Consider the following 22,963-nt stretch of genomic DNA (forward strand, 5'->3'; position numbering starts at 1 on the left):
TGTTTGTTTTAAAATTAATTGAAATCTAGTTCAAAATCTTTACTTGTAAAAAGATGTACTTTGCTATTAAAGAGGTAGTTCATCAATATGCCCAACGCAATTGGCAAAAAGAAGAAAAGAATTGCGATTAAAAGAATATTGAACAAATTTGCGGGCCGATTAGCCATTGCCGCTATGGGTCCGATTAAGCCGGAAAAACCAAAGCCTGCACTCATTGGTGTTCCCTGAATTTGAAAGACTGCTCCCAAACCACCCATGATACCAGCATTGATTAAAAGCGGAATAAGTAGTTTTGGATTAGTCATTAAATTAGCCATTTGCATTTTGGGAGAGCCCAAGAAGTGAGCAATTGATGTCCCGAAACTATTGGATTTCCATCCAAAAACAGCTAACGCAAAGGAAACGGCTGTAATACCAAGATTTGCAGAACCAGAAGCAATACCAGAAATGCTGATTGCAGTGGCGATGCCCACTGAAGAAATCGGCGAAACAATGAGCAGGCCGAATACTATTCCCATTAGCATTCCCATGATAATGGGCTGCAAGTCTGTCAGTTTTTGGACTCCTAAACCGATCAAACTAGTGAGTTGACCAACAGGTATGCGCGTCAGACAGCCGATTCCACCTGCTATTAGTAAAACTAAAAGGGGAACCAGTAAAATCGTGTATGCCTTTAATTTTTTACCAAAAAACAATACTAGTCCGTAAGCAATCATAATCGTAATCGCGGTATTAATGACATCACCACTGCCTGTTACAGTGACTTTACCGTTATTCATCATGAAATTACCAGCGCCTGCTGTTGCCGCTAAGGCGATGGATGAAGTTTGAATAGGTGTCAATTTACCTGTCATGCCGACGCATACTGCACTAATTGCTGGTAACAACGCTGAAGCAAAGGTAGTTAAGGCTAAGATAAAACTTAGTTGTGGCATACTGGGTAAAAGAGCTTTTACCAGCTGGTTAATTAAGGCTCCGGGAATTAAAGCTACAACTATACCAGTTGACAAGCCGTTTAGGGTATCTAGCGTAATCTTTTTCAAAGTATTCATTTTTCTCTCCTAAATAAAAAACTCACACAGATGACGACAACTGTGTGAGTCTTCAGAGAAGAAAGTACTTAAGTCTTTGAACACACAATTGTCATGAAGATTGAACTGTGTGTCTAAGACAATGACAAACCAGGCACTCAGATCAAATTGCTGAAGTACCAGAAATAATATTTAACTTGCGGTTGATTAATTTTTTTAATTGCCGTCATAATCTTTACCTCTCATAAATATTTAAGCAATATCATAACTTAATAATAAATAAAAAGCAAGTCCTAATTTAATTTAATTTGAAAACAGCTGATACAGCAGTTAATTAAACAATTTGAAATCATCCTGCTTAAGTAATACAAGTAAGCAAAATATTAAAATGCTGAACTGACGTGATCTTATCTTTTTAATATTTTCCGCACTAAAAAGCCAAAAAATTAAAAATAAAAGTTTTGAATAACTCTTTAGTAACGACTAGAATATTCTCAAGTAAAATATAAATTTATTCTATTGTAAAAGAAAGAAGTGTTTATTATCACACTGTTTATTAACTGTATCAGTTTTTTGGGTGACTGGTTGCTATTCGCTTTTCCTCTATATCAGGGATTAATGGAGCTTTATGACTACGAATGGTTTTTAAAAGAATTTAATCAATCAAGCAAAGCACAGCCTAAGATTTCTCCTCTTTACTGGATTATACCTATTGTCAAAATATACCTAGAAAAGAGACGAGCAGTCAAAATTTTGGGCAGTATTATCAAAAATGAATCAGATTTACGTACAGCTATGAGTTTTATTGACAAAGCAACTGCCTGGTATTTTGTTTCTCTTGGTGGTTGGTTAAAGATGGTATCTTCTTTATATGAATTTATCGGAGAACTTCACGAAGACAGCATATTGCTGCTAGTTGGCGGAACTATAGTTTTAACATTTTTAGGTATTTTTTCAGGTTATTACCGCTTGAATCCGAAGAGACAAAGAGTGTTGATTTCAAAAATTAAGAAGAACTAGCAAACAAAAAGAACTATAACTGAATTGTTATAGTTCTTTTCTTTAAGAGTTCAAACAAGTGTTAACTATTTATAACAAAATGATCCGGGTGAGATTCGAACCCACGACCCACGGTTTAGAAGACCGTTGCTCTATCCAGCTGAGCTACCAGACCGTCAGTTTTGCGTATTCCTGCGCAAGAACAGTAACTATTATAGAAAAAAATTTAAGTAATTGCAACCAGAAATTGCGATTTTGTTTAAATAATTTTAAAGCAAAATTGATGTTGGCAAAGAAGAGATTATAAGATTAATATGTTAATTGTAGTTTGTAATCGGTATAATTAAAATAATTATTTTAAATGATTGGAAAAATTATGAAACATAAATTACTAAAATTTATCTGTCTCTTAGGCATGCTTCTAGTTAGCTTAAGCCCTGTACAAAAAGTAAAAGCCGATGTTGATTATGATATTGCTAAAAATATCACAAGTGCCAAAGTTAATCCTGATGGTTCTTTGTCAATGAAAAGGGCAATTACCTACCAATTCAATAGTCGAGCACATGGCGTTTATTACCGGCAAGCTTTAAATTCAAATCAAAAAATTGAAGACGTAAAAGTACAGGTAAAAAATGAAAATCAAAAGAGACAAACAGTTAATAACTATCTTCTTAAAAAAATGAAGCGCGGATATCGCTTTAAAGTGTTTTATCCTATAAAAAATCACAGCCATTTTACTGTGACGTATTTTTATCGCATAACCAACGCCATTATTAATTATCGCGACATTGCTGAACTTAATTTTAAGATTATTGGTAATGGCTGGGATACTGACTTAGACTATGTCAAGGCCAGCGTTATTTTCGCTAGACCAGTTAAAGGACTGAAAGCCTGGGCTCATGGGCCACTTGATGGCTACCTTAAAGTTAATCCGAAAAAAGGAAAAATTGTTATGATAGCTGAGAATCTTGCTGGCGACACCGGTATCGAAGTTCATAGTATTTTCCCTGTGAGTATCACTGCCAAAAATAAAAATGTTAAAAACAAGAATCACCGCCAAGCAGTTATCAAGCAAGAGAAAGAATTGGCTCAAGCAACCATTAGAAATAAGCAGAAAAAAGAAAGAAGAAGTATTTGGCTAATAGCATTAAGCTTGTTTGTCGGACTTCTAGGAATTATTAAAGGTTTCAGAACCAAAGCAGTTGGTTTTAAGCCGCGCAAGAGTCGCGAATTGGCTCATAATTATGAAATACCTGATGTGGATCCAGTGTTAGCGCAAATTTTGGATACTGCTAAAAAGCCCGATAATAAGGCCTTTACGGCATATTTAATTAGCTTAGCGGCTAAGAAAAAGATCAAGATCGCAGATTTTAAGGTCCATCGGAAAACCTTTTATCAAATAACCTTGTTAGACAAAAGCATTCTTGATAATAATCCTCTAATGAAAGCCCTTTTTAATACCATTGGTGATGGTAGCCAATTCACGACGCAAGAGTTGAAAAAGTACCATGGTAAAAAGCTTGGAAACTCTTTTGATACCTGGGCAACTAATTATTTTGACAGTAAAGAAAAACAAATATATTTACCTGATACGTTGACCAATAGTCGGGCTAAAGTTATCGGTATTATTATTTTGACGATGGCAGTGAGCTTTGCGTCTGCGGTAATTGCATTAACAAGTTCTTTAAAATATCTTTTGGTAATAGTTATAGGTGAAGTTTTAATTCTGCTTTTGAGTCTTCTTGCTTTAGTTTATAGTAATAAAAAGATTGGCATATACTCTGAAACAGGCAAAAATGAAACTGAAAAAATACGCGGTTTCAAGAAAATGCTGAGAGATATCGGCAAGTTTAAAATGAAAGATGTCGGTGATCTCATACTATGGGAAGATATTATGCCTTATGCCGTTTCTTTCGGTTTAGCAGACAAAGTCATGAAAGAAATGAAAATCGAATTCAGTGAGGAAGAGATTCAAAACAGTAATTACTTCTATTACGGTTTTATTTCAAACACGGGCAAAGACAGTTTTACTGCCAACTTTGATTCTTGTTTTAGTGACGGTATATCTTCTGGCTCTAGCAGTTTCTCCAGTGGTTCATCCGGCGGCTTTGGCGGAGGTTCTGGTGGAGGAGCTTTCTAGTTTGTCTTCTGACTAAAAGCCTGGCTTAAAGATTGGTTTTTGCATTTGCTATAATTAAGTAAAATTCTAAAAAGATAGGTAAAATGATGTTCGATTATCGCAATAATTTAAAAAGAATTCTTAATCAGACGGCGGGAGATGATAAGAGCTTAAAGAATGGGATAGCAGCAATTAAATTAATTTTGGGCATGACTGATGAGCAGACTGCAACAGTAACAGCTAAAAATAATATCGAAGTTGATCTAGAGCAACTTAATTTGCTCTTAACCAGCTTAGCCCGGTTAATTAAAAATCCTGGAGATATTGCCAGTAAGAACACAGCACTTTCGGCAATTCAAAAACTAACGCTTGCTCCAAATATTAATAAAAAATATCGCCAAAATTTAGTCAACCTAAAGCAAGCAATTAATCTGCTGCAAACGCCTAAAGATATGATTGATAAAAAAGTTTTCGAAGAAGCCCTTGAAATTCCCCAAAAGAGTAAGAGAGATTATCGGAAAGGAAAACGGTATACAGTAATTCGTTTGCTATCTGGCTGTGATTTGATTAATGATAGTAATAGAAGAGTGTATACGTTGAAAGAGTCTCAAATTCATTCTTTAAACTTAAAAAGTGGTGATATAGTAGAGGCCGTTCCTGAAGATAAGAATTCCCATTATGAAGCAACTATTTTACGCGTTGTTGGCTTTCGTGAATTGCCGTCTATGGAAGTTGATTCAATCTCAACGTTTAAATATGCGGTAGTGCAAGGACGCGCGGGTCATTTAGCTATTACTCGCAATGCTCAAGGAAAGAAATTACGTGTTAATGGTAAGGCGGTTCTTCTTCCTGTTGATTCGAGTAAGTATTGGGATGAAAACATTAGATTAGTTGATGGCTCAATTGTTGACTTAGCTTGGTATGATGGCGATGTTCGTTTGAAAAAAAATCCGGAAGAAGCAATTCAAATTCGCTGGATTTATGAGCTTGAGCAACCGCAGAAGCCTAATAGCGCTAAAAAGAAAAGAAGCACTACTGCAGAAAAAGATGAGAATTTAACTAAGCTGGCATTGGATTTACATTATCAACGAGTAGGCATTGCTATTGGCAATAACCAGAATGAGGCGATGTTGGAAGGAATAGTCAAAAGGTATAATGGCATACCTATCCCCATTGATGCTTTCCAGGGCAAGAAAAAAATCATGGAAAATCAGATCAAGGATCTGGATATTGTAATCCTGGTAACGGCATTTGCTGCCCATGACAGTACTTGGAATATCAGTGAATTTGCCAGTAAGTATCACATCAAATTTGCAGTTAGTTCAAGTAAAGGCTACCAAGCGTTTGAGCGAGCTTTATACCGTGCTGAAAAGGGTTTGCCAGCGTATGAAGGTAATCAAACAATCGATTATCAGGTTGCTGACTGATAGTCATAACGATTTTCTTTATAATTTCTTAATAATTTAAGAAATAAAGGTCAGCTTTGTGTTTTTGCTCATGCAATTTTACTGCAGGTTAAATAGGAAAGCCCATATTTCTTGCATGATTTGGCTTTTTTCCTGTACAATATTAAATAACAATTTTATGGAAGGAAGATGAGATGAAAACAAAAACGCAAAAGCATACCTGGCAATATTGGCTTTTTTTCTTAGCTGGTTTAGAAATAATTACAATATCAATAAATTTCTTTTATGCTCCTATTAATGTTGCTGCAGGTGGTTCTACAGGTATTTCAATATTGATTGATGCTGTTTGGGGAATTAACCGCTCTCTTTCGGTATTTGTGGTCAATGCTCTGATGCTTATTTTAGCTGCCGTTTTTTTAGGTAAAGAAACTTTAAAAAAGGTGGCTTTAGGCAGCCTTTTAGTACCTGTGTTAATGGCAATTACACCTAGTTTTAAATTAACTTCGAATAATATGCTCGCAGTTATCTACGGCGGAGTCTTAATGGGTGTTGGTGTTTCAATGCTATATCGCATTAACGCTTCGTCCGGTGGGACTACCATTCCGCCTTTGATTATAAAAAAGTATTTTTATATTGATCCCGCATTATCATTAATGGTTATTGATATGTCTGTCATTTTTTTGAATATCTTTGTTGATGGTACTGAAGCTTTTCTGCTGGCCGCTTTTTCTCAGGTAATTACTACAATGACTATGCGTTATACAGAAACTGGTTTTGATAAAAAATATCAGGTGCGCATTATGAGTAACAATAAGTTAGAAAAAATTCGTCAAATGCTGCAGCAGGATTATGATGGCTTGACCGTTTACAATGTCGTAGGTGGTTATAGTGATCAGGATAAGCAACAGCTAGTGATTGTTGTTGATACTAACGAATATGGTCAGCTAGTTGCTAAAGCTCGTAAAATTGATAGTGAAGCATTTATCGTCACCGAAAACATTGCTAAAGTGCATGGTGGTAAATGGCAAATTTAAACCTTATTTAGCAGATAAAGAAGACATTTTTTATTGCTAATTGAACCTGATAGTAGTATGATGTAATAGTTGTATTTGTGGGTTCCTCCACATCTGCAACCGCACATTTTGAGGTCATAAGTCTTGGTTAGAGCACCTCAATTGGCGAGTCTAAGTAATTTTTGGAGGGTAGTAAATGTACGCAATTATTAAAACCGGTGGAAAGCAATATAAAGTTGCTGAAGGCGATAGTGTTTTTGTTGAAAAGCTTGATGCTGTAGAAGGTAAAGAAGTTACTTTTGATGAAGTAGTTCTTACTTCAGACGGCAAGGACGTTAAAGTTGGTACACCGTTAGTTAAAGGTGCTAAAGTTGTTGCTAAGGTTGAAAAGCAAGGTAAGGAAAAAAAGGTTGTAACCTTTAAGTACAAGCCTAAGAAGCACTCACATTCAAAATATGGTCACCGTCAACCTTATACTAAGGTTACAGTTGAGAAAATTGAATTAAACTAGAGGTGAAATAATAATGAATATTTTAAATCTTAAATTATTTGCCCACCACAAGGGTGGAGGTTCTACTGCCAACGGACGTAATTCAGCAGGTCGTCGTTTAGGCGCTAAGGCTGCTGATGGCCAAACTATTCATGCTGGCTCAATCATTTATCGTCAACGTGGCACAAAGATTCACCCTGGTAAAAATGTTGGCCAAGGTGGAGATGACACTCTGTTTGCTTTGGTAAATGGTGTAGTTAAATTTGAGCGGAAAGACAAGTACAGAAAACAAGTTTCTGTTATTCCGGTTGAAGAAGAAGCTAAGTAATTTAGTTCTTAAACCAAAAGACGAAAAGCATATGCTTCTCGTCTTTTTTCTGTTTTATTTAAAAAAGTAATGATGTGATGGTATTGTATATCCCTTTGGGGTTAAAATTGAAGTAAAAGTTTGATATACAGGAGAATACAAGCATGACTGAACAAAATGATTTATTAACACTAATCAACAGGCGCATACAGAAAGTAACCGAACTAATTAAAGAGCGTGATGCCGATGGCTTGCTGATTTTTAATCAAGCTAATTACCGTTATCTTACTAATTTTACCGGTGAAGAAGCACAATTAATTTTAACTGCTAAAGGGGAGCGGATATTACTGTCGGACTCACGCTTTATTGACCAGATTAAGGCTGAAGCTCCAGGCGAAATTGACGTGGTAATGAAAACGAAAGATCAAGACGTTGAAATTACTAATCAATTGCAAAAAGCTAACTTGCAAAAAGTTTTAATTGAAGGGGAGTTCGTATCAGCGGTTGAATTTACGAAATTGCAAAAACTAAACCCGCAAGTTGATTTTGAGATTTGTCAAGAATTAGTCGAACAAGTTCGCAATATCAAAGACTCCCTTGAATTAGAAACATTACGTACAGCCATTAACATTTCGATGGATAGTTTCAATGAAATTTTGCCTTTAATTAAACCGGGAGCTGTTGAAAGGAAAATAGGAGCTAAATTAGATTACTATTTCAAAGTCAATGGCGGTGATGGTCCTAGTTTTGATACGATTATTGCTTCAGGTGTACGTTCTGCCTGGGCTCACGGGGTTGCCAGTGACAAAATGATTGAAAATGGTGACATGGTTGTAATCGATTTTGGTGCATTTTATCACGGCTATGCGGCTGACATTACCAGGACTGTTGCGGTTGGCAAAGTTGACCAGGAAATGCATAAAATTTACAAAATCGTCCACGAAGCGCAAAGACGGGGCATTGAAGCTGCAGTTGCCGGCAACCACGGTTCTGATGTTGATCGAGCAGCCAGAAGCTATATTACTGAACAAGGATATGGCCAATATTTTGGCCACGGAATAGGTCATGGTATAGGACTTGAGATACATGAACTTTGTCAGCCGGCTCTGCCTTTTGGTAAACAAGAACTAATTAATAATATGGTTCATACAGTTGAACCAGGAATTTATTTGCCAAATAAGGGTGGTGTCAGGATCGAAGACGACATCTTAATCAACGATAACTGTCCTGAAACACTATCAACTTTACCTAAAGACGACTTAATTTCTTTGTAAAAGATAAATAATAATTATAGTAAAATCGCTTACTAATTGGTAAGATAATATTATGGAGATGAGGTACTCAATATGACAATGATTTCAGTTAATGAGTTTAAGAATGGTTTAACTATTAAGTATAATAATGACTTATGGCGAATTGTTGAATTTCAGCACGTTAAGCCAGGTAAAGGTAGCGCCTTTGTTCGTTCAAAGCTAAAGAGCTTGAACACTGGTGCAGTGCAGGAATACACTTTCCGCTCAACCGCTAAAGTTGAAACTGCAGAAATTGAGACCAAGGCTATGCAGTACTTGTATAATGATGGTTCAAGTTACGTCTTTATGGATACAACAACCTACGACCAGCTGGCAATTCCTAATGAACAAGTAACAGACGAAGCTAAATTCTTAAAGGAAAATATGAACGTCAGTGTAATTATGCATGATGGTAAAACATTAGGAATTCAATTACCGAACACTGTTGAATTGACGGTTACCAAAACAGAGCCTAATATTAAGGGTGATACCTCATCAGGTGGTGGTAAGCCCGCAACAATGGAAACGGGTCTTGTTGTTAACGTACCTTTCTTCATCAATGAAGGAGACGTTTTAGTAATTAATACGGTCGATGGTACATACGTATCTCGCGCAAATAAATAATTTTTCGAGGTAAAAAAATGGCAGATAGTTCAAAAATTGTCTTAGATGATAAAAATAACGGTGAAGAAATTGAAATTGATCCTAGTGTTCTTGAAGTTATTATGGGGATTGCTGCCGAAAAAGTGGATGGAGTTGCCGAAATGCACGGTAACGTCAAATCTGGAATCAATCGCGTTTTAGGTAGAGAAAACCATGGCAAAGGCGTCTCTGTTAACATTGATGACGAACACAATTTAACCGCCGATGTTTACGTTAGCATTGAGGCAGGAAAAAATGTACCTCAAATAGCAACGAACTTGCAGAAGTCTTTGAAACAGCAGGTTTTACAGATGACAGATTTAACTCTTAGCGAAATTAACGTGCATGTTACCGGTCTAGAATTCCCAGATGAGGAAGAAGAGGATGGTAGTGGTACTTCACAACTGTTTTCTGACATAGATGAAAAGGGTAAAAATGAATCAACACGAAAGTCGTAGAGTCGCAATGCAGGTCGTTTATTTAGCAAACCAAGATCTTAAATATACGGCCAGTGAAGTTGAAGCCAAAACTGTTGCAATGCTTGATTTGAAAGAACTTCCTGCTTATTCTAAAGAAATAATTGAAGGAGTAATTGAAAAGCGGGATGAGTTAAAAGGTGAATTAGCCGGTTTTTTAAAGAAAAACTGGCGGATTAACCGTATTAACCAAATTTCGCTGGCCATCTTGGAAGTTGCTCTGTATGAAATAAAATACAGTAAAGAAATTGAGCCAAAAGCTGCAGTTAATGAAGCTTTGAACTTGTGTGATGAGTTTGCTGATCCCAAAGATAAACCATTTATTAATGGTATGTTAGCAAACTTTATCTAAAAATATCTTATAGTCGGCTTTATGCCGACTATTTTTTTAGAAAAGGAAATGACAAAAATGGGGCAGCTTTTAGATGGCAAGCGCTTGGCTGATATTCGTGCTCGAAAATTGCAAAAGCAAGTTTGCGAATTAAAATCGCTGGGGGTGCAGCCACTATTTTGCGTAATTAATATTGGTGACGATCCTAGCAGTAAAATTTACCTTAAAACTAAAAAGAGCAGAGCAGATCAGATTGGCATAGAGCAAAAACTGTTTCAATTGCCAAAAACGGTACCGCAGCAAGAGCTATTAAAATTAATTAAACGTCTGAATAATGAAAAAGCGGTTAATGGCATCATGATTCAATTACCTGTACCAAAGCAGATTAATTTAAATGAAGTTTTAGCAGCTATTGATCCTGAAAAAGATGTTGATTGTCTGACACCTGCAAACATAGGACGTTTATGGCAAGGGGAACATTTTGTTGAACCCGCAACAGCACATGGCATTTTGGCTTTACTAGACTATTATCACATTACTTTAAAAGGTAAAAATGCCGTGATTATAGGTAGAAGTAGTATTGTAGGCAAACCCTTAGCTGCATTAATGCTTGAAAGGGATGCAACAGTTTCAATTTTACATTTAAAAACAAAGAATTTGGCAGAATATACCAAAAGAGCTGATATTCTGGTGACAGCAACTGGACAAGCTAACTTAGTTACTGCTGATATGGTCAAAAAAGGTGCAGTTATCATAGATGTGGGCATCAGTCGCGTAAAGGGTAAAACTGTCGGTGATGTCGCTTTTGCTCAGGTTGCACCGCTAACCAGCTTTATTACTCCGGTGCCAGGAGGAGTGGGGCCACTCACAGTTGAATCTCTTATGGAACAGGTTGTCCAGTTGACAAGGAGAAAATATGGAAAGTGCTAAATATCTCACAGTTTCGGACCTAAATTACTATATAACTCAAAAGTTTAAAAACGATCCCTACTTACATAAAGTATTTCTTCAGGGTGAATTGTCTAATTTCCGTTATCGCCGCAACTCTCACCAGTATTTTTCACTAAAAGATGAAAAATCTAAAATTAATGTAGTAATGTTTCGGTCATATTTTGATAAAGTAAAGTTTAAGCCTGAAGAGGGGATGAAAGTCTATGTAACGGGTTACGTTAGTGTTTATGGGCCACAGGGTTCTTACCAGTTTTATGCAGAATCGATGGAACCGGCAGGACTAGGAGCCTTATATGAACAACTGAAACAGTTGCAAAGAAAACTTGCAAATGAAGGATTATTCGACCAAAAATATAAAAAGCCCTTACCTCGTTTTCCTGATTATATTGCCGTTGTAACCAGTGCTTCTGGCGCTGTGATCCATGATATTTTAGTGACGGTTAACAGGAGATTTCCTCATGCAGAAGTTGATTTGTTCCCCGCTCAAGTCCAGGGAGATTCGGCTGCCGATTCATTAGTATCTGCGATGAAGCAAATAGCTCAGTTTAAAGATAAATATGATGTTATGATAATCGGTCGTGGCGGTGGTTCGCTTGAAGATTTATGGCCCTTTAATGAAGAAAGTGTAGTACGACAAGTGTTTGCTATGAAAATGCCGGTTATTTCTTCAGTAGGTCATGAAACGGACACTACATTATGTGATTTAGTTGCAGATGTGCGCGCTGCTACTCCCACAGCAGCTGCTGAATACGCCACTCCTAATTTGGCAGATGAATTAATTAATATTCGTCAAATGCAGAATAGTCTTGTTTCTAGTATGCAAAATACAATCAGAATTCGGCGTGATACTTTAAATCGGATTAATAATTCTGTTATCATGCGAGAACCTACACGACTGTATGATGAACAGGCACAAACATTAGACCTTTTGCGAGATAATTTACATAATAATATGGTGCGTCAATTAGAACGCAGAAGACAAAGTTACCAGTTGGAAAAGCAAAGACTGCTTGCAGTCAGTCCTGGTAAAAAAATTGCAGCGTTATTGCAGCAATCAGATTTTTATTATCAGAGGTTAATTGCTAATACGAAGCAGTGTTTACAAGTAAAACGCAATGCTTTGAGTCAGACAGGGCAGCAACTTAATGATTACAGTCCTCTCAAAACTTTGGACAGAGGCTATGCTTTTGTTACTGATAAACAAAATAAAACTGTTAGTTCTATTGCTCAAGTTAAAATAAAAGATGAAGTCAGACTGCATTTTAAAGACGGACAAGCGACAGCAATAATTGGTTCAACTAGGAGAGAAAAAAATGGCCACTAAGAAAAATAATTTTGAAGCAGAATTAAAAGAATTGCAGACAATTGTTAATAATTTGGAAAACGGTGATATTCCACTGGAAGATGCTCTTGAGCAGTTTCAAACAGGTGTCAAATTAAGCCGCAATTTGAATAAAAAATTAACTGAAGCTGAAGAAACAGTAGCAAAATTAATTGAGAGTGATGGTACTGAACGCAAGCTTGACCCCAATGATGCTGCTGCACCTGAAAAATAAAGAAGAGTAAAAATGACATTTAATGAATTCAAAGCAACATGGACTCCAGTAATAGATAACTTTTTAAGAGAACATCTTGAAAGTGAAGTTACAGATAAAAAGATAAGTCAAATCATGTCATATTCAGTTATGGCTGGTGGTAAAAGGCTGCGTCCCTTACTATTTTTAGCAACTTTAGCTGCACTGAAAGCCAAAATTAGTGATAACGAAATAAGAATCGCGTGTGGAATTGAATTAATTCACACATATTCATTAATTCATGATGACTTACCCGCGATGGATAATGATGATTTTCGTAGAGGAAAATTAACAAGTCATAAAAAATGGGGTGAAGCTGAAGCAATTCTTGCTGGGGATGCACTATTACCAATGGGAATTCAGTGGATCGCTCAAGGAAGCAACTCAGCAAATTTAGTGAATATTATTACTAAAGCAGTGGGTCCCAATGGTATGGTTGGCGGTCAGTATTTAGATATCGACTCTACTAATAATGAAAGTGTCGCTCATAATTCTGAATTTATAAATAAGATGGAATGGTTAAAAACGGGCTGTTTGCTCAGAGCGTGTGTTGAAATGGCAGCAGATTATGGTCATGCAAATATGTCCCAAAGAAAGCAACTTCTCCAATTTGCTTATGCTTTTGGTCGTTCGTATCAAATTTATGATGATTTAGTTGATGTGGTCGAAACTAGTGAAGAAGCAGGTAAGAAAACGCATAAAGATTCCGAAAATGGTAAGAATAATACCCTAACTTTACTTGGAGTTGCCCAAAGCCGTGAAGAGTTATCTGCTCTAATTAATGAAGCTCAGCAATCTTTAAAAAATATTGACTCACATGTTTTAGCAGGATTTCTGGATTTATATAAAAAGGTATTGTAATGGTAAAAAAGAGAGCGGATATTTTATTAGTTCAGCAAGGATTATTTCATTCGCGGACTCAGGCTCAACGGGCTATTATGGCCGGATTAGTTTCTGATCATAATCACCAGAGAATAGATAAGAGCGGTACCAGTTTTCCCGTTGATGAAATTTTTTATATCAAAAAAAATGATAAGAAGTATGTCTCTCGTGGAGGTTTTAAGCTTGCCAAAGCCTTAAAATCTTTTCAGATTGATTTATCAGATAAAATCTGCCTTGATATCGGTGCTTCTACTGGCGGTTTTACAGATGTGGCTTTACAAAATAAGGCTAAACTCGTTTACGCACTGGATGTTGGCTATAATCAACTTGCATGGCAGCTGCGAGATGATCCTCGTGTAATTGTGATGGAAAAACAAAATTTTCGTTATAGTCAGCTAAGTGATTTCACTCACGGACAGCCCGAATTTGCGATGACAGATGTTTCTTTTATTTCGCTTGATTTAATTATGCCGCCGATGTTTCAGATCTTAAAAGATGGCTGTGATGCAGTTTGTTTAATAAAACCGCAGTTTGAAGCAGGTCCACAGCATGTCGGCAAACATGGAATAGTCCACGACCACGCTGTTCATTGCGCTGTCATTAAGCATACAATTGAAAGAGCCAGAGCAATTGGATTTAATGTTCTTAATATTGACTATTCACCGATAAAAGGTGGCAAAGGTAATATTGAATTTTTAATACATTTACAAAAAGAAGAAAAAGATGGCGGAAAATTATTATGGTCTGGGACCCCGGAAGAAGTGGTTGCTCGGGCTGTTGCCGATCTTTAGGAGAAAGAAATGTTAGTTGAACTGGATATTAAAAATTTTGCCATTATAAAAGCATTGAAGGTTCGCTTTCAAGAAAATATGACTGTCTTAATTGGTGAAACTGGTGCTGGGAAATCTATTATTATCGATGCAGTTTCTTTATTAATGGGCAGCCGTGGTCAAAAAGAAATGATTCGCAGTGGTGAGAAAAAGGCTGTTGTTACAGGCTTATTTGAAGTTGACCATGTGACTAAAAAAATTACTGAAATTTGTGAAAAATATGGTATTCCCAATACAGACAACCAATTGATTATCAGCAGGGAATTAGCTGTTAAAGGACGCAATATTGTTCGAATAAACGGTCAATTAACCACAATTAATGTTTTACGAGAGCTGGGTAATTATCTGGTTGATATTCATGGCCAAAATGACCAGCAGATTTTAATGGATCAGGATAGACAAATCGATTTAGTGGATAATTACGCGTCAAATGATTTTAAACAAGAACTCTCACTTTACCAATCAAATTTTAAAAAGTGGCAAAAATTAACAGCGCAAATTAGTCATTTGCATAAAAATGCACAGGAAATGGCACAAAAACAAGATATTCTGTCCTTTCAAAATGACGAACTGTCTAAGGCTGACTTGAAAGATCCTCATGAAGATGATCAACTTGAAGAAGAATATAATGAATTAAATAATTATCAAAAAATCGTTGATACTGCAAATTATTTAATGCAATTATATGATGACGAGGATCACGGTATTGAAACTTTAATAGGTAATGCTCAAAGCGCCGCAAATGACCTCACAGAGTATGGTGCAAAATTTAAAGATATTGCCAAGACAATTGATGATGGGGTTTTTGCTTTAAGTGATGCGCGCAGTGAATTATCAAATGTTCTTGACGAAATGGACTTTGATGAGGAAAGATTTCAATACGTTTCCAGCAGGTTAGATTTACTTAATTCACTCAAGAAAAAATATGGTCCTTCGTTAGAAGATGTTTTTGCTTTTTATGACAAAATCCAGACTGAATTGGGTCAATATGAATCTGGCGGACTTGATGAGGAAAAACTGCAAAAGCAGCTCAAAAATCTTGAACAAGAGCTTCAGGCTGAAGCAAAAAGTCTGCATGACATGAGAAAAAAAGTAGCTGCGAGTTTGGAAAGCAAAATCAAGCAGGAATTAGCAGATTTATATATGGCTAAGGCCCGCTTTAGTATAGATTTTGCTACGACCAAAACTTTTACTAAGAATGGTACAGATAATATTGTCTTCTTAATAGCACCAAACCCGGGTGAAGAATTAATGCCTTTGGTCAAGATTGTATCAGGAGGAGAACAATCCCGTTTGATTTTGGCTTTGAAGGCAATTTTCAGTAAAGTTGAACCAGTAGGAACAATGATTTTTGATGAAATTGATACTGGCGTCTCCGGTCGCGTTTCCGCGGCAATTGGTCAAAAATTACATTCAATTGGTGAAAATAAACAAGTTATTGCAATTACACATTCACCGCAAGTAGCAGCTGCGGGAGATCAGAAATATTTGGTAGCCAAGAAAGTCAAAGATGGTGCTACTTATACTCAGATTGGGCCTCTAACTCAAGAAGAAACAATTACTGCAATTGCAGAAATGATGGCTGGTAGTGACGTGACGCAAGCGGCTAAACAAAATGCTAAGGATTTGATGAGGAGCTTTAAAAGAAAAAAGAAATAATAATAGTGAAAGGGAAAAGAATGAAAGTTATTGAAAGAATTACTTTAAATAACGAGGAGACTAAACAGGCTGCTGGCTTAAATAAAAGAATAAATAAAGCTGATAACACCTATTCAAATATTTATTTAAGCAACAAGTACAACTATTTCAGTGATATGCCAACATTTGTCTTGGCTTATGAAGGGCAAAAGTTAATCGGTTTAACAATGCTTTATGCTGATGACGGTCCTGCTGAAGAAGTCGAAGTCAACATAGTAGTTGATACTGAATTTCGCAGACACCACGTTGCTAGCAAAATGTGGAAACGTGCCAAACATATTTTGTTGCAATATGGTTATCATAAGTGGGAATTTCCAACAGAAAAAGTTTTTTTAGCAAAAAATCCAGACTTTTTAGCGAATTGCAACTTAACTGTGGTCAAAGAAGATTCTGATTACTACATGCGGACTGAAAAACCTTTGCCACTTGATAAAGCAGATAGATTAAATCAAATTTTAGCAGTTAAACTTTTAACCGAGAAATATGTTGATCAAGTTGCTAAGGCTCACAGTCATGCCTTTGGAGATGAGATTGCGACATCTACAAAATATGTTAAAAATGCATTGGCAGATAAAGATACTATAAGCTTTTTGTTGTTAACAGGTAATGAAGTTGCTGGCTATTGTGCTGTTGATCATGGCGATAACGAAGATTACTTTTTTGGCTTGTTTATTGATAAGCCATTTCGGGGACAAGGCTTTGGGACATTTTTTATCAAAAAGATGATTGCAATTTTGCAAAAGGAAGGCAGCAGAGTTTTTGCTTTAAATGCTGATGTTGAAAATAAAGCGGCTATTCACATTTATGAAAAAGCTGGTTTTAAAATACTAAGTGAAACACTTTATTTAAAAAGCCAAGAATCACATTGATTCCTGGCAATAAATTATTTTAGTAAAATTGACTATTCAAGATCAATTCTGAAAATATTATCAATATCAATAATCTTTATAATCTTTTTATTTACTGAACGCAAAATAAAGCGCCCTGCAGAAATACGGTTGATAATTTGGCCGATTTCACTTGTTCCGTCCTGATAACTGATTAGCACATATGAGCGGCCAAGTAGAGCTCTATTGAGTTCAGCTAAAATTTCATAATTATATTGGCTGTAAATACTTAATTTTTCATCATCATAATCGAAAAAATAGTGACAAAGTTTTTTTAGTGAGTTTTTCATCAAACCATCCCTTATATTTAACCGAACATTTGTTTGACAACTTATATTATAAGAACATCTGTTCTAAAAAACAAGTATTAAATTTAAATTTTTTTGTTGGTTAAAAATACCATGACTTGAAAATATTATCATTTTAGTGCAAACTAGATACAATAGCTTTTCATAAGGGAGTTTGGTATGACAGAAAAAGGTTTGTTACTTGTCCTTTCGGGTCCCTCGGGAGTAGGTAAGGGTACCGTTAAAAGTGCAATTGTGAAGAATAAAGTTTTTCCATTTGAATATTCCGTGTCCATGACAACCAGACAGCCACGGCCTGGAGAGATCAATGGTAAAGATTATTTTTTTGTTACTGAAGAACGATTTAAGCAGGCAATCAGTCAAAATGAACTTTTGGAGTATAATCAATATGTGAACCATTATTATGGCACTCCTAAGGCACCAGTTGAAAAAATGCTTGATGAAGGTAAAGATGTTCTGCTGGAAATTGACGTTAATGGTGCCCAAAAAGTTAGACAAGAAATGCCTGATGGAGTGTTTATTTTTCTCACGCCACCTGATTTGCATACATTACATACCAGGTTGGAAAATCGTGGTACTGAATCAGAAGATGTGATTATGGGCCGGATAAAGCAGGCTCGTCAAGAAATTCTGGTGATGCAGGATTATGATTATGCTGTTGTTAATGATACAGTTGCCAATGCAGTTGATCATATCAAGGCGATTGTCGAAGCAGAACATGTTAGTGTAAAACGTGTCATTGATACTTATCGCAAAATGGTTAAGGAGGACTAAAATGAGAGTTACATATCCATCTATTGATAAATTGTTGGCACAGGTTGATTCAAGATATTCTTTATCAGTTCTTGCGGCCAAAAGAGCACATGAATTGGAAGATGGTGATCCTGAAGCTTTAAAAAGCTACAAATCACAAAAACCAGTTGGTAAGGCTTTAGAAGAAATAGAAGCTGGTAAAGTTACCGTTGATCCCAATCATCGCGAGGTTAATCAGTAATTAATAAAATTTATGACCTCCATCCTAAAAGAGATGGAGGTCATTTTTTGAAGGTGATTAAATGATTGCACAAGTAATCGTTGATGTTGCGGCTAAGCAAACGGATCGAGTCTTTGAATATCATGTGCCAAAGGAACTTGGTAAAGTTGAAATAGGCTCAAGGGTCTTTGTCCCATTCGGTCCACGCAAATTACAAGGCTTCGTGGTAGGACTAAATACGACAAGTCAATATCAAGGTAAATTAAAAGATTTACTTTTAGTGGTTGATGAAATGCCGCCGCTAACTTCGGAATTAGTAAAGCTGTCAAAGGATTTAGCTGATAATATTTATTCTTATCGCATATCAATTTTAAAAACGATGCTTCCAAGAATTATGCGGGCCAACTACCGTAAAATTCTGGTACCTAATTCAGCAAAGGCGCAAAAAATGGGTCTTTTCCAGGGAGACCCATTGGATTTAACTAAAATAACCGACAATAAGCAAATTGCCGCCATACGTCAATTATTGCATTCAAATGATGCCAAAGTTGAATACCTTGTTGAAAATAAAGCCCGGGTTAAAACTGAAAACGAATATTCTTTATGCAAAACTAAGAAAGAATATGTCCGTATCTACGAGTCATTAAGGAAAAATGCTGTCAAACAAAAGCAGCTCATTATGTATTTAATCGAAAATTTTAATAATTTTCCTTTAATGCAAAGTCAAATTGAAAATAATACACACATCAATACTGTTTCACTAACTAATGCTGTCAAAAAGGGCTGGCTTAATAAAAAGCAGATTGAAAAATATCGTGATCCATTGACAGACTATAATCGCTCCAAAGATGAGTCTAAAAAAATTAAGCTAAACAAGGATCAAAAAGAGGCACTTAACCATATAGTACCAGCAATTAAAGTAAAAAAGCCGCGTATCTTCTTATTGGAAGGTGTGACTGGCAGCGGTAAAACTGAAGTCTATTTAAATGCTATCAGCGCTACGCTAAAAGAGGGCAGAAATGCTTTAATGATGGTTCCGGAAATATCTTTAACTCCACAAATGGTTGAGCAAGTTAAGAGCCGATTTGGTCAACAAGTTGCTGTTTTGCATAGCGGCTTGTCTGAAGGCGAAATGTATGATGAATGGCGTCGCATACGACGTAATGAAGTGCGTGTTGTGGTGGGAGCCAGAAGTGCAGTTTTTGCGCCCTTAGAAAATATTGGCTTGATCGTGATCGATGAAGAGCATGAATCATCCTACAAGCAAGAGGACAATCCGCGCTATCACGCGCGGGAGGTTGCAATTTGGCGCAGTAAGTATCACTCTTGTCCCCTAATATTAGGCAGCGCAACCCCGTCTCTTGGAAGCAGAGCACGCGCGCAAAAGGGCGTTTATCAATTGTTGAGGTTACCACATCGTGCTAATAAACAAAGTTTACCCCAAGTTAACATTGTGGATTTAAAAAAGGCAAAATATACTGGTGGGCAGTTCGACCTTTCTACCGAGTTGGTTAACGCAATAAAGCAAAGAATAGCTAAGAATGAGCAGGTAATTTTAATGTTAAATCGGCGGGGCTTTGCTAACTTCATGCTTTGTCGTGAATGTGGCTATGTCATGAAGTGTCCTAATTGCGATCTTTCATTGACTATGCATAAAGATACAAATAAAATGCAGTGCCATTATTGTGGTTATGCGACGGCAATTCCTGAAAAATGTCCAAATTGTCAAAGTAAAAAAATACGGTTTTTGGGAACTGGTACCCAAAAAGTAATGACAGAGCTAAATCAATTATTACCAGGTACTCGCGTCTTACGGATGGATGTAGATACTACAAGAAGAAAGGGTGCATTTAAAAAGATTTTAGATGCATTTGGCAACCATGAAGCTGATATATTGCTGGGCACGCAAATGATTGCTAAGGGACTGGATTTTCCTAATGTAACACTGGTAGGGGTTGTTAATGCTGACACAGGTCTTTGGCTGCCAGATTATAATGCTTCTGAACGTACTTTTGAATTACTCACTCAAGTGGCAGGCAGAGCCGGTCGAGCTCAAAAAAAGGGAGAGGTAATCATCCAAACATTTAATCCAGGTCATTATGCGGTTAAACTAGCTAAGACACAGGATTATGAACGTTTTTATCAATACGAAATGCGTGTTAGACATGCTGGTAATTATCCGCCATATTTTTATACTGTTTTGGTTTCAGTAGCTGCGAAAAAAGAACAAAATGCTGCTAGAGAGGCTTTTAAGATAAAAAAATGGTTACAGCCAAAATTACACCAAGCAACAATAGTTTTAGGTCCAACACCTAGTGCAATTTCTCGTCTAAAAAACAAATATTATTATCAAATACTGGTAAAATATAAAAAAGAAGATAATCTTAACCAGTTATTACATCAAATCCAAGATTCGGCACAAAAAATGAAAAAGTATGGCTTATCTGTCTATATTGATAATGAGCCTGAACGCATAATGTAAAGGGGAATGTTTAATGACATCAATAATTTTTTTAGGAACACCTAAATTTGCCGTGCCTATTTTAAAGGCGCTTGCAGATGAAAAATATGAAATCAAGGCAGTGGTTACTCAACCTGACAAAAAAGTTGGTCGCAAGCAGGAAGTTACTGAGTCTCCAGTTAAGGTTTTAGCTCAAAAATTAAATTTACCAGTTTTTCAACCTGCTCATTTGGCAAAATCAGAAGAAGTAGCTGCACTAACAGCGATGCAGGCAGACTTGATTATCACTGCTGCTTATGGTCAATTTTTACCTAGTAAATTTTTGCAATCAGCTAAAATAGCTGCAGTTAATGTTCATGGTTCATTATTGCCGAAGTATCGTGGTGGGGCGCCCATCCAATACGCTCTGATCAACGGAGATAAGCAAACTGGAGTGACAATTATGGAAATGGTTAAGCAAATGGATGCTGGTGCCATATATGCTCAAAAAGCAATCGCCATTCAAAAAGATGATACAGCAGGAACCGTGTTTGAAAAATTGTCTTTTTTGGGACGTGACTTGTTGCTTCAGACTTTGCCTCAAATTATTGCAGATCCTCAGAAAAAAACGGCTCAAGATGAAACTAAAGTAGTATTTTCTCCAAATATTAGCAAAGAGCAGGAACAAATAAAAATAAGTATGACTGCAACGGAGGCCAACAACCTAATTCGCGGTCTTAATCCTGATCCTGGAGCTTATTTGCTGGTTGATAATAAAAGGTTTAAAGTATGGCGAGCCGAAGTGGCTCCAGAAACTACCACTCTACCAGCTGGAACAGTAGTTGCTAATAAAAAACGTTTTGCTATCAGTTTTGCCAATCATACAGTTTTAAATTTACTTGAGGTTCAGCCAGCAGGAAAGAAAAAAATGACTGTAAAAAGCTTTTTAAACGGACAAGGAAAAAGCTTTGCTATAGGTGATAAAATTGTCGGCTCTTAAAAGCGCCCGGTCAGTGGCTCTGTCTACTTTAATTCGTGTATTGTGTTCAGGTTCCTATTCAAATATTAGTTTTAATAATAGTTTGCGTGAGGCTAAGCTTACTCAAGCTGATCAGAATTTAGCAACCAGAATTGTTTACGGCACTATACAAGAAAAAATTTATTTGGAGTATCAACTTCATGATTTATTGAAGACAGAACTCAAGGAAGATTACCTCTGGCCATTATTATTGCTGTCTGCTTACCAAATCTTGTTTATGGACAGCATTCCCGCTAGAGCGGTCCTAAATGAGGCTAATAAATTGGCAAAAGAATACGGTAAGAGGCATTCTGCTGGATTTAAAATTGTCAACGGTATCTTACGTGCTTTGTTAAGGAGAGGCTCAATTTTGCCAGATAAAAAAGACAAAACGCTTTATCTTAGTGTCAAAGAAAGCACACCTAAATGGTTAGTTCAGTACTTGATTAGTCATTGGGGTGAAGATAGAACCGCTGCCATATTAGCTAGTATTAATAAACCGTCTAAAAATACAGTGAGAGTTTCAAAATTGGCTGATTATAATTCGGTCAAAAAAGAGTTATCAAATTTAGGATTTCTTCCTGCTGATTCTCAAATTGCTTCAGATGAACTGATTTTAGAACATGGAGGAATCTTTAAAACTGCTTTATTTAAACAAGGCAGATTGACAATTCAAGATGAAGCTGCTAGTTTGGCGGTAAGTGCTTTTTCTTTTAAGGGTAATGAAGAAGTTCTTGATGCCTGTAGTGCACCAGGAGGTAAAACTGTTCAGATCGCTGAAAATTTGAAGCAGGGTCATGTTACCGCCCTTGATATACATGAAAATAAGCTGCGTTTAGTTAAAGAGAATGCCAGCAGAATGCATGTGGCATCAAAAGTAATTGTCAAGCCACTTGATGCTAGAAAAGCAGATCAAGAATTTAAAAAAGAGCAATTTAATAAAATTTTAGTGGACGCTCCTTGTTCTGGATTAGGTCTTATTAGGCGGAAGCCGGAAATCCGTTATACTAAAACATTAAATGACTTAACTAAATTGCAACAAATTCAATTAAATATTTTAGATCATGTAAGTTCCTTATTAAGTCAAGATGGAGAATTAGTGTATGCGACATGCACTATTTCCCAAGAAGAGGATGAAGACGTAGTTAAAGCTTTTTTAAAAAGGCATGATGAGTATGAATTACAGCCTTTTACAGCGGGTAAGCTAAAAGCCCCAAAGGGGATGCTTAAAATCTTACCGGATAGTTATGGTAGCGATGGCTTCTTTATTGCTAAGTTTAAATTGCGAGGTTAGGA

24 protein-coding genes, 1 tRNA gene and 1 other annotated feature are annotated in these 22,963 nt (G+C 36.4%); of the genes, 22 read left to right on the top strand and 3 right to left on the bottom strand.

All coding sequences use genetic code 11. From position 1 onward, the window contains the following. Positions 1 to 14 precede the first annotated feature (14 nt). Entirely contained in the window at positions 15 to 1,052 is a 1,038-nt protein-coding gene (locus ACFQ32_RS00575; RefSeq protein WP_046325078.1) for a PTS transporter subunit IIC, read from the bottom strand. A 513-nt stretch (positions 1,053 to 1,565) separates the two neighbouring features. Between ACFQ32_RS00575 and ACFQ32_RS00580 the strand changes: the two genes are divergently transcribed. Beyond that, the gene (locus tag ACFQ32_RS00580) at positions 1,566 to 2,051 is read left to right on the top strand and encodes a hypothetical protein (protein WP_052724654.1); all 486 of its coding nucleotides are present in this window, start codon (positions 1,566 to 1,568) and stop codon (positions 2,049 to 2,051) included. An 80-nt stretch (positions 2,052 to 2,131) separates the two neighbouring features. On the opposite strand, the gene ACFQ32_RS00585 is transcribed toward ACFQ32_RS00580, so the two are convergent. Next, a tRNA-Arg gene (locus ACFQ32_RS00585) sits at positions 2,132 to 2,205 on the bottom strand. Between the two features lie 201 nt (positions 2,206 to 2,406). Between ACFQ32_RS00585 and ACFQ32_RS00590 the strand changes: the two genes are divergently transcribed. The 16 genes from ACFQ32_RS00590 to ACFQ32_RS00665 all read left to right on the top strand — a co-directional run bounded on the left by ACFQ32_RS00590 (position 2,407) and on the right by ACFQ32_RS00665 (position 16,910). Beyond that, positions 2,407 to 4,170, top strand: a complete 1,764-nt coding sequence (locus ACFQ32_RS00590; RefSeq protein WP_046325077.1) for a DUF2207 domain-containing protein — start codon at positions 2,407 to 2,409, stop codon at positions 4,168 to 4,170. Positions 4,171 to 4,256: 86 nt separating this feature from the next. After that, positions 4,257 to 5,576: a DUF2325 domain-containing protein gene (locus ACFQ32_RS00595; protein ID WP_046325233.1), complete on the top strand. Its 1,320-nt coding sequence runs from the start codon at positions 4,257 to 4,259 to the stop codon at positions 5,574 to 5,576. A gap of 173 nt (positions 5,577 to 5,749) precedes the next feature. Continuing rightward, positions 5,750 to 6,589: a YitT family protein gene (locus tag ACFQ32_RS00600; protein ID WP_046325076.1), complete on the top strand. Its 840-nt coding sequence runs from the start codon at positions 5,750 to 5,752 to the stop codon at positions 6,587 to 6,589. An 87-nt stretch (positions 6,590 to 6,676) separates the two neighbouring features. Next, positions 6,677 to 6,751, top strand: a sequence feature (ribosomal protein L21 leader region). Between the two features lie 13 nt (positions 6,752 to 6,764). After that, positions 6,765 to 7,079: a 50S ribosomal protein L21 gene (gene rplU, locus ACFQ32_RS00605; RefSeq protein ID WP_046325075.1), complete on the top strand. Its 315-nt coding sequence runs from the start codon at positions 6,765 to 6,767 to the stop codon at positions 7,077 to 7,079. A 13-nt stretch (positions 7,080 to 7,092) separates the two neighbouring features. Next, positions 7,093 to 7,386 carry a 50S ribosomal protein L27 gene (rpmA, locus tag ACFQ32_RS00610; RefSeq protein ID WP_038523172.1) on the top strand — a complete coding sequence of 98 codons (294 nt, stop codon included), beginning with the start codon at positions 7,093 to 7,095 and terminating at the stop codon, positions 7,384 to 7,386. A gap of 143 nt (positions 7,387 to 7,529) precedes the next feature. Next, the gene (locus ACFQ32_RS00615; protein ID WP_046325074.1) at positions 7,530 to 8,639 is read left to right on the top strand and encodes a M24 family metallopeptidase; all 1,110 of its coding nucleotides are present in this window, start codon (positions 7,530 to 7,532) and stop codon (positions 8,637 to 8,639) included. Between the two features lie 72 nt (positions 8,640 to 8,711). Then, positions 8,712 to 9,281 carry an elongation factor P gene (gene efp, locus ACFQ32_RS00620; protein ID WP_046325073.1) on the top strand — a complete coding sequence of 190 codons (570 nt, stop codon included), beginning with the start codon at positions 8,712 to 8,714 and terminating at the stop codon, positions 9,279 to 9,281. 17 nt (positions 9,282 to 9,298) lie between these two features. Then, on the top strand, positions 9,299 to 9,757 hold the full coding sequence (locus ACFQ32_RS00625) for an Asp23/Gls24 family envelope stress response protein (protein ID WP_046325072.1): 459 nt from the start codon (positions 9,299 to 9,301) through the stop codon (positions 9,755 to 9,757). Beyond that, the gene (gene nusB / locus ACFQ32_RS00630) at positions 9,735 to 10,127 is read left to right on the top strand and encodes a transcription antitermination factor NusB (protein ID WP_046325071.1); all 393 of its coding nucleotides are present in this window, start codon (positions 9,735 to 9,737) and stop codon (positions 10,125 to 10,127) included. Before ACFQ32_RS00625 ends, nusB begins: the two co-directional genes overlap by 23 nt. Before the next feature lie 57 nt (positions 10,128 to 10,184). Then, positions 10,185 to 11,036, top strand: coding sequence for a tetrahydrofolate dehydrogenase/cyclohydrolase catalytic domain-containing protein (locus ACFQ32_RS00635; protein WP_046325070.1), 852 nt, complete (start codon positions 10,185 to 10,187; stop codon positions 11,034 to 11,036). Further along, positions 11,023 to 12,381 carry an exodeoxyribonuclease VII large subunit gene (xseA, locus tag ACFQ32_RS00640; protein ID WP_046325069.1) on the top strand — a complete coding sequence of 453 codons (1,359 nt, stop codon included), beginning with the start codon at positions 11,023 to 11,025 and terminating at the stop codon, positions 12,379 to 12,381. The genes ACFQ32_RS00635 and xseA overlap by 14 nt, the downstream gene beginning before the upstream one ends. After that, on the top strand, positions 12,371 to 12,613 hold the full coding sequence (locus tag ACFQ32_RS00645) for an exodeoxyribonuclease VII small subunit (RefSeq protein WP_046325068.1): 243 nt from the start codon (positions 12,371 to 12,373) through the stop codon (positions 12,611 to 12,613). Before xseA ends, ACFQ32_RS00645 begins: the two co-directional genes overlap by 11 nt. Before the next feature lie 12 nt (positions 12,614 to 12,625). Beyond that, positions 12,626 to 13,492, top strand: a complete 867-nt coding sequence (locus ACFQ32_RS00650; protein ID WP_046325067.1) for a polyprenyl synthetase family protein — start codon at positions 12,626 to 12,628, stop codon at positions 13,490 to 13,492. Continuing rightward, positions 13,492 to 14,304 (top strand): TlyA family RNA methyltransferase, encoded by an 813-nt coding sequence (locus ACFQ32_RS00655; RefSeq protein ID WP_046325066.1) that lies wholly within the window; start codon positions 13,492 to 13,494, stop codon positions 14,302 to 14,304. Before ACFQ32_RS00650 ends, ACFQ32_RS00655 begins: the two co-directional genes overlap by 1 nt. Before the next feature lie 9 nt (positions 14,305 to 14,313). Further along, positions 14,314 to 16,002 carry a DNA repair protein RecN gene (gene recN, locus ACFQ32_RS00660; RefSeq protein ID WP_046325065.1) on the top strand — a complete coding sequence of 563 codons (1,689 nt, stop codon included), beginning with the start codon at positions 14,314 to 14,316 and terminating at the stop codon, positions 16,000 to 16,002. Positions 16,003 to 16,022: 20 nt separating this feature from the next. Further along, a complete protein-coding gene (locus ACFQ32_RS00665; protein WP_046325064.1) occupies positions 16,023 to 16,910 on the top strand; it encodes a GNAT family N-acetyltransferase in 888 nt (295 codons plus the stop codon). A 32-nt stretch (positions 16,911 to 16,942) separates the two neighbouring features. Here ACFQ32_RS00665 and ACFQ32_RS00670 read toward each other — a convergent pair whose 3' ends face one another. After that, complete coding sequence (locus tag ACFQ32_RS00670) at positions 16,943 to 17,218, bottom strand: hypothetical protein (RefSeq protein WP_046325063.1); 276 nt, start codon at positions 17,216 to 17,218, stop codon at positions 16,943 to 16,945. Between the two features lie 177 nt (positions 17,219 to 17,395). Between ACFQ32_RS00670 and gmk the strand changes: the two genes are divergently transcribed. From gmk to rsmB, 5 genes are all read left to right on the top strand, one after another. Then, positions 17,396 to 18,010 (top strand): guanylate kinase, encoded by a 615-nt coding sequence (gmk, locus tag ACFQ32_RS00675; RefSeq protein ID WP_046325062.1) that lies wholly within the window; start codon positions 17,396 to 17,398, stop codon positions 18,008 to 18,010. 1 nt (position 18,011) lies between these two features. Beyond that, a complete protein-coding gene (rpoZ, locus tag ACFQ32_RS00680; protein WP_046325061.1) occupies positions 18,012 to 18,230 on the top strand; it encodes a DNA-directed RNA polymerase subunit omega in 219 nt (72 codons plus the stop codon). 61 nt (positions 18,231 to 18,291) lie between these two features. Then, positions 18,292 to 20,691, top strand: coding sequence for a primosomal protein N' (priA, locus tag ACFQ32_RS00685; RefSeq protein ID WP_046325060.1), 2,400 nt, complete (start codon positions 18,292 to 18,294; stop codon positions 20,689 to 20,691). Between the two features lie 13 nt (positions 20,692 to 20,704). Further along, positions 20,705 to 21,649, top strand: a complete 945-nt coding sequence (fmt, locus tag ACFQ32_RS00690; RefSeq protein WP_046325059.1) for a methionyl-tRNA formyltransferase — start codon at positions 20,705 to 20,707, stop codon at positions 21,647 to 21,649. Next, a complete protein-coding gene (rsmB, locus tag ACFQ32_RS00695) occupies positions 21,636 to 22,961 on the top strand; it encodes a 16S rRNA (cytosine(967)-C(5))-methyltransferase RsmB (RefSeq protein ID WP_046325058.1) in 1,326 nt (441 codons plus the stop codon). Before fmt ends, rsmB begins: the two co-directional genes overlap by 14 nt. The last annotated feature ends 2 nt before the right edge of the window (positions 22,962 to 22,963 follow it).

Source organism: Lactobacillus melliventris, from assembly GCF_042679465.1.
Taxonomy (GTDB): domain Bacteria; phylum Bacillota; class Bacilli; order Lactobacillales; family Lactobacillaceae; genus Lactobacillus; species Lactobacillus melliventris.

Bases quoted from the DNA above. Each gene is read 5' to 3' on its own strand.
- nusB (WP_046325071.1), top strand. From the start codon at position 9,735: ATGAATCAACACGAAAGTCGTAGAGTCGCAATGCAGGTCGTTTATTTA.
- ACFQ32_RS00600 (WP_046325076.1), top strand. From the start codon at position 5,750: ATGAAAACAAAAACGCAAAAGCATACCTGGCAATATTGGCTTTTTTTC.
- ACFQ32_RS00615 (WP_046325074.1), top strand. From the start codon at position 7,530: ATGACTGAACAAAATGATTTATTAACACTAATCAACAGGCGCATACAG.
- xseA (WP_046325069.1), top strand. From the start codon at position 11,023: ATGGAAAGTGCTAAATATCTCACAGTTTCGGACCTAAATTACTATATA.
- rpmA (WP_038523172.1), top strand. From the start codon at position 7,093: ATGAATATTTTAAATCTTAAATTATTTGCCCACCACAAGGGTGGAGGT.
- fmt (WP_046325059.1), top strand. From the start codon at position 20,705: ATGACATCAATAATTTTTTTAGGAACACCTAAATTTGCCGTGCCTATT.
- ACFQ32_RS00595 (WP_046325233.1), top strand. From the start codon at position 4,257: ATGTTCGATTATCGCAATAATTTAAAAAGAATTCTTAATCAGACGGCG.
- ACFQ32_RS00645 (WP_046325068.1), top strand. From the start codon at position 12,371: ATGGCCACTAAGAAAAATAATTTTGAAGCAGAATTAAAAGAATTGCAG.
- ACFQ32_RS00575 (WP_046325078.1), bottom strand. From the start codon at position 1,052: ATGAATACTTTGAAAAAGATTACGCTAGATACCCTAAACGGCTTGTCA.
- ACFQ32_RS00625 (WP_046325072.1), top strand. From the start codon at position 9,299: ATGGCAGATAGTTCAAAAATTGTCTTAGATGATAAAAATAACGGTGAA.
- ACFQ32_RS00670 (WP_046325063.1), bottom strand. From the start codon at position 17,218: ATGAAAAACTCACTAAAAAAACTTTGTCACTATTTTTTCGATTATGAT.
- ACFQ32_RS00665 (WP_046325064.1), top strand. From the start codon at position 16,023: ATGAAAGTTATTGAAAGAATTACTTTAAATAACGAGGAGACTAAACAG.
- efp (WP_046325073.1), top strand. From the start codon at position 8,712: ATGACAATGATTTCAGTTAATGAGTTTAAGAATGGTTTAACTATTAAG.
- rplU (WP_046325075.1), top strand. From the start codon at position 6,765: ATGTACGCAATTATTAAAACCGGTGGAAAGCAATATAAAGTTGCTGAA.
- ACFQ32_RS00655 (WP_046325066.1), top strand. From the start codon at position 13,492: ATGGTAAAAAAGAGAGCGGATATTTTATTAGTTCAGCAAGGATTATTT.
- priA (WP_046325060.1), top strand. From the start codon at position 18,292: ATGATTGCACAAGTAATCGTTGATGTTGCGGCTAAGCAAACGGATCGA.
- ACFQ32_RS00635 (WP_046325070.1), top strand. From the start codon at position 10,185: ATGGGGCAGCTTTTAGATGGCAAGCGCTTGGCTGATATTCGTGCTCGA.
- ACFQ32_RS00590 (WP_046325077.1), top strand. From the start codon at position 2,407: ATGAAACATAAATTACTAAAATTTATCTGTCTCTTAGGCATGCTTCTA.
- gmk (WP_046325062.1), top strand. From the start codon at position 17,396: ATGACAGAAAAAGGTTTGTTACTTGTCCTTTCGGGTCCCTCGGGAGTA.
- rpoZ (WP_046325061.1), top strand. From the start codon at position 18,012: ATGAGAGTTACATATCCATCTATTGATAAATTGTTGGCACAGGTTGAT.
- ACFQ32_RS00650 (WP_046325067.1), top strand. From the start codon at position 12,626: ATGACATTTAATGAATTCAAAGCAACATGGACTCCAGTAATAGATAAC.
- recN (WP_046325065.1), top strand. From the start codon at position 14,314: ATGTTAGTTGAACTGGATATTAAAAATTTTGCCATTATAAAAGCATTG.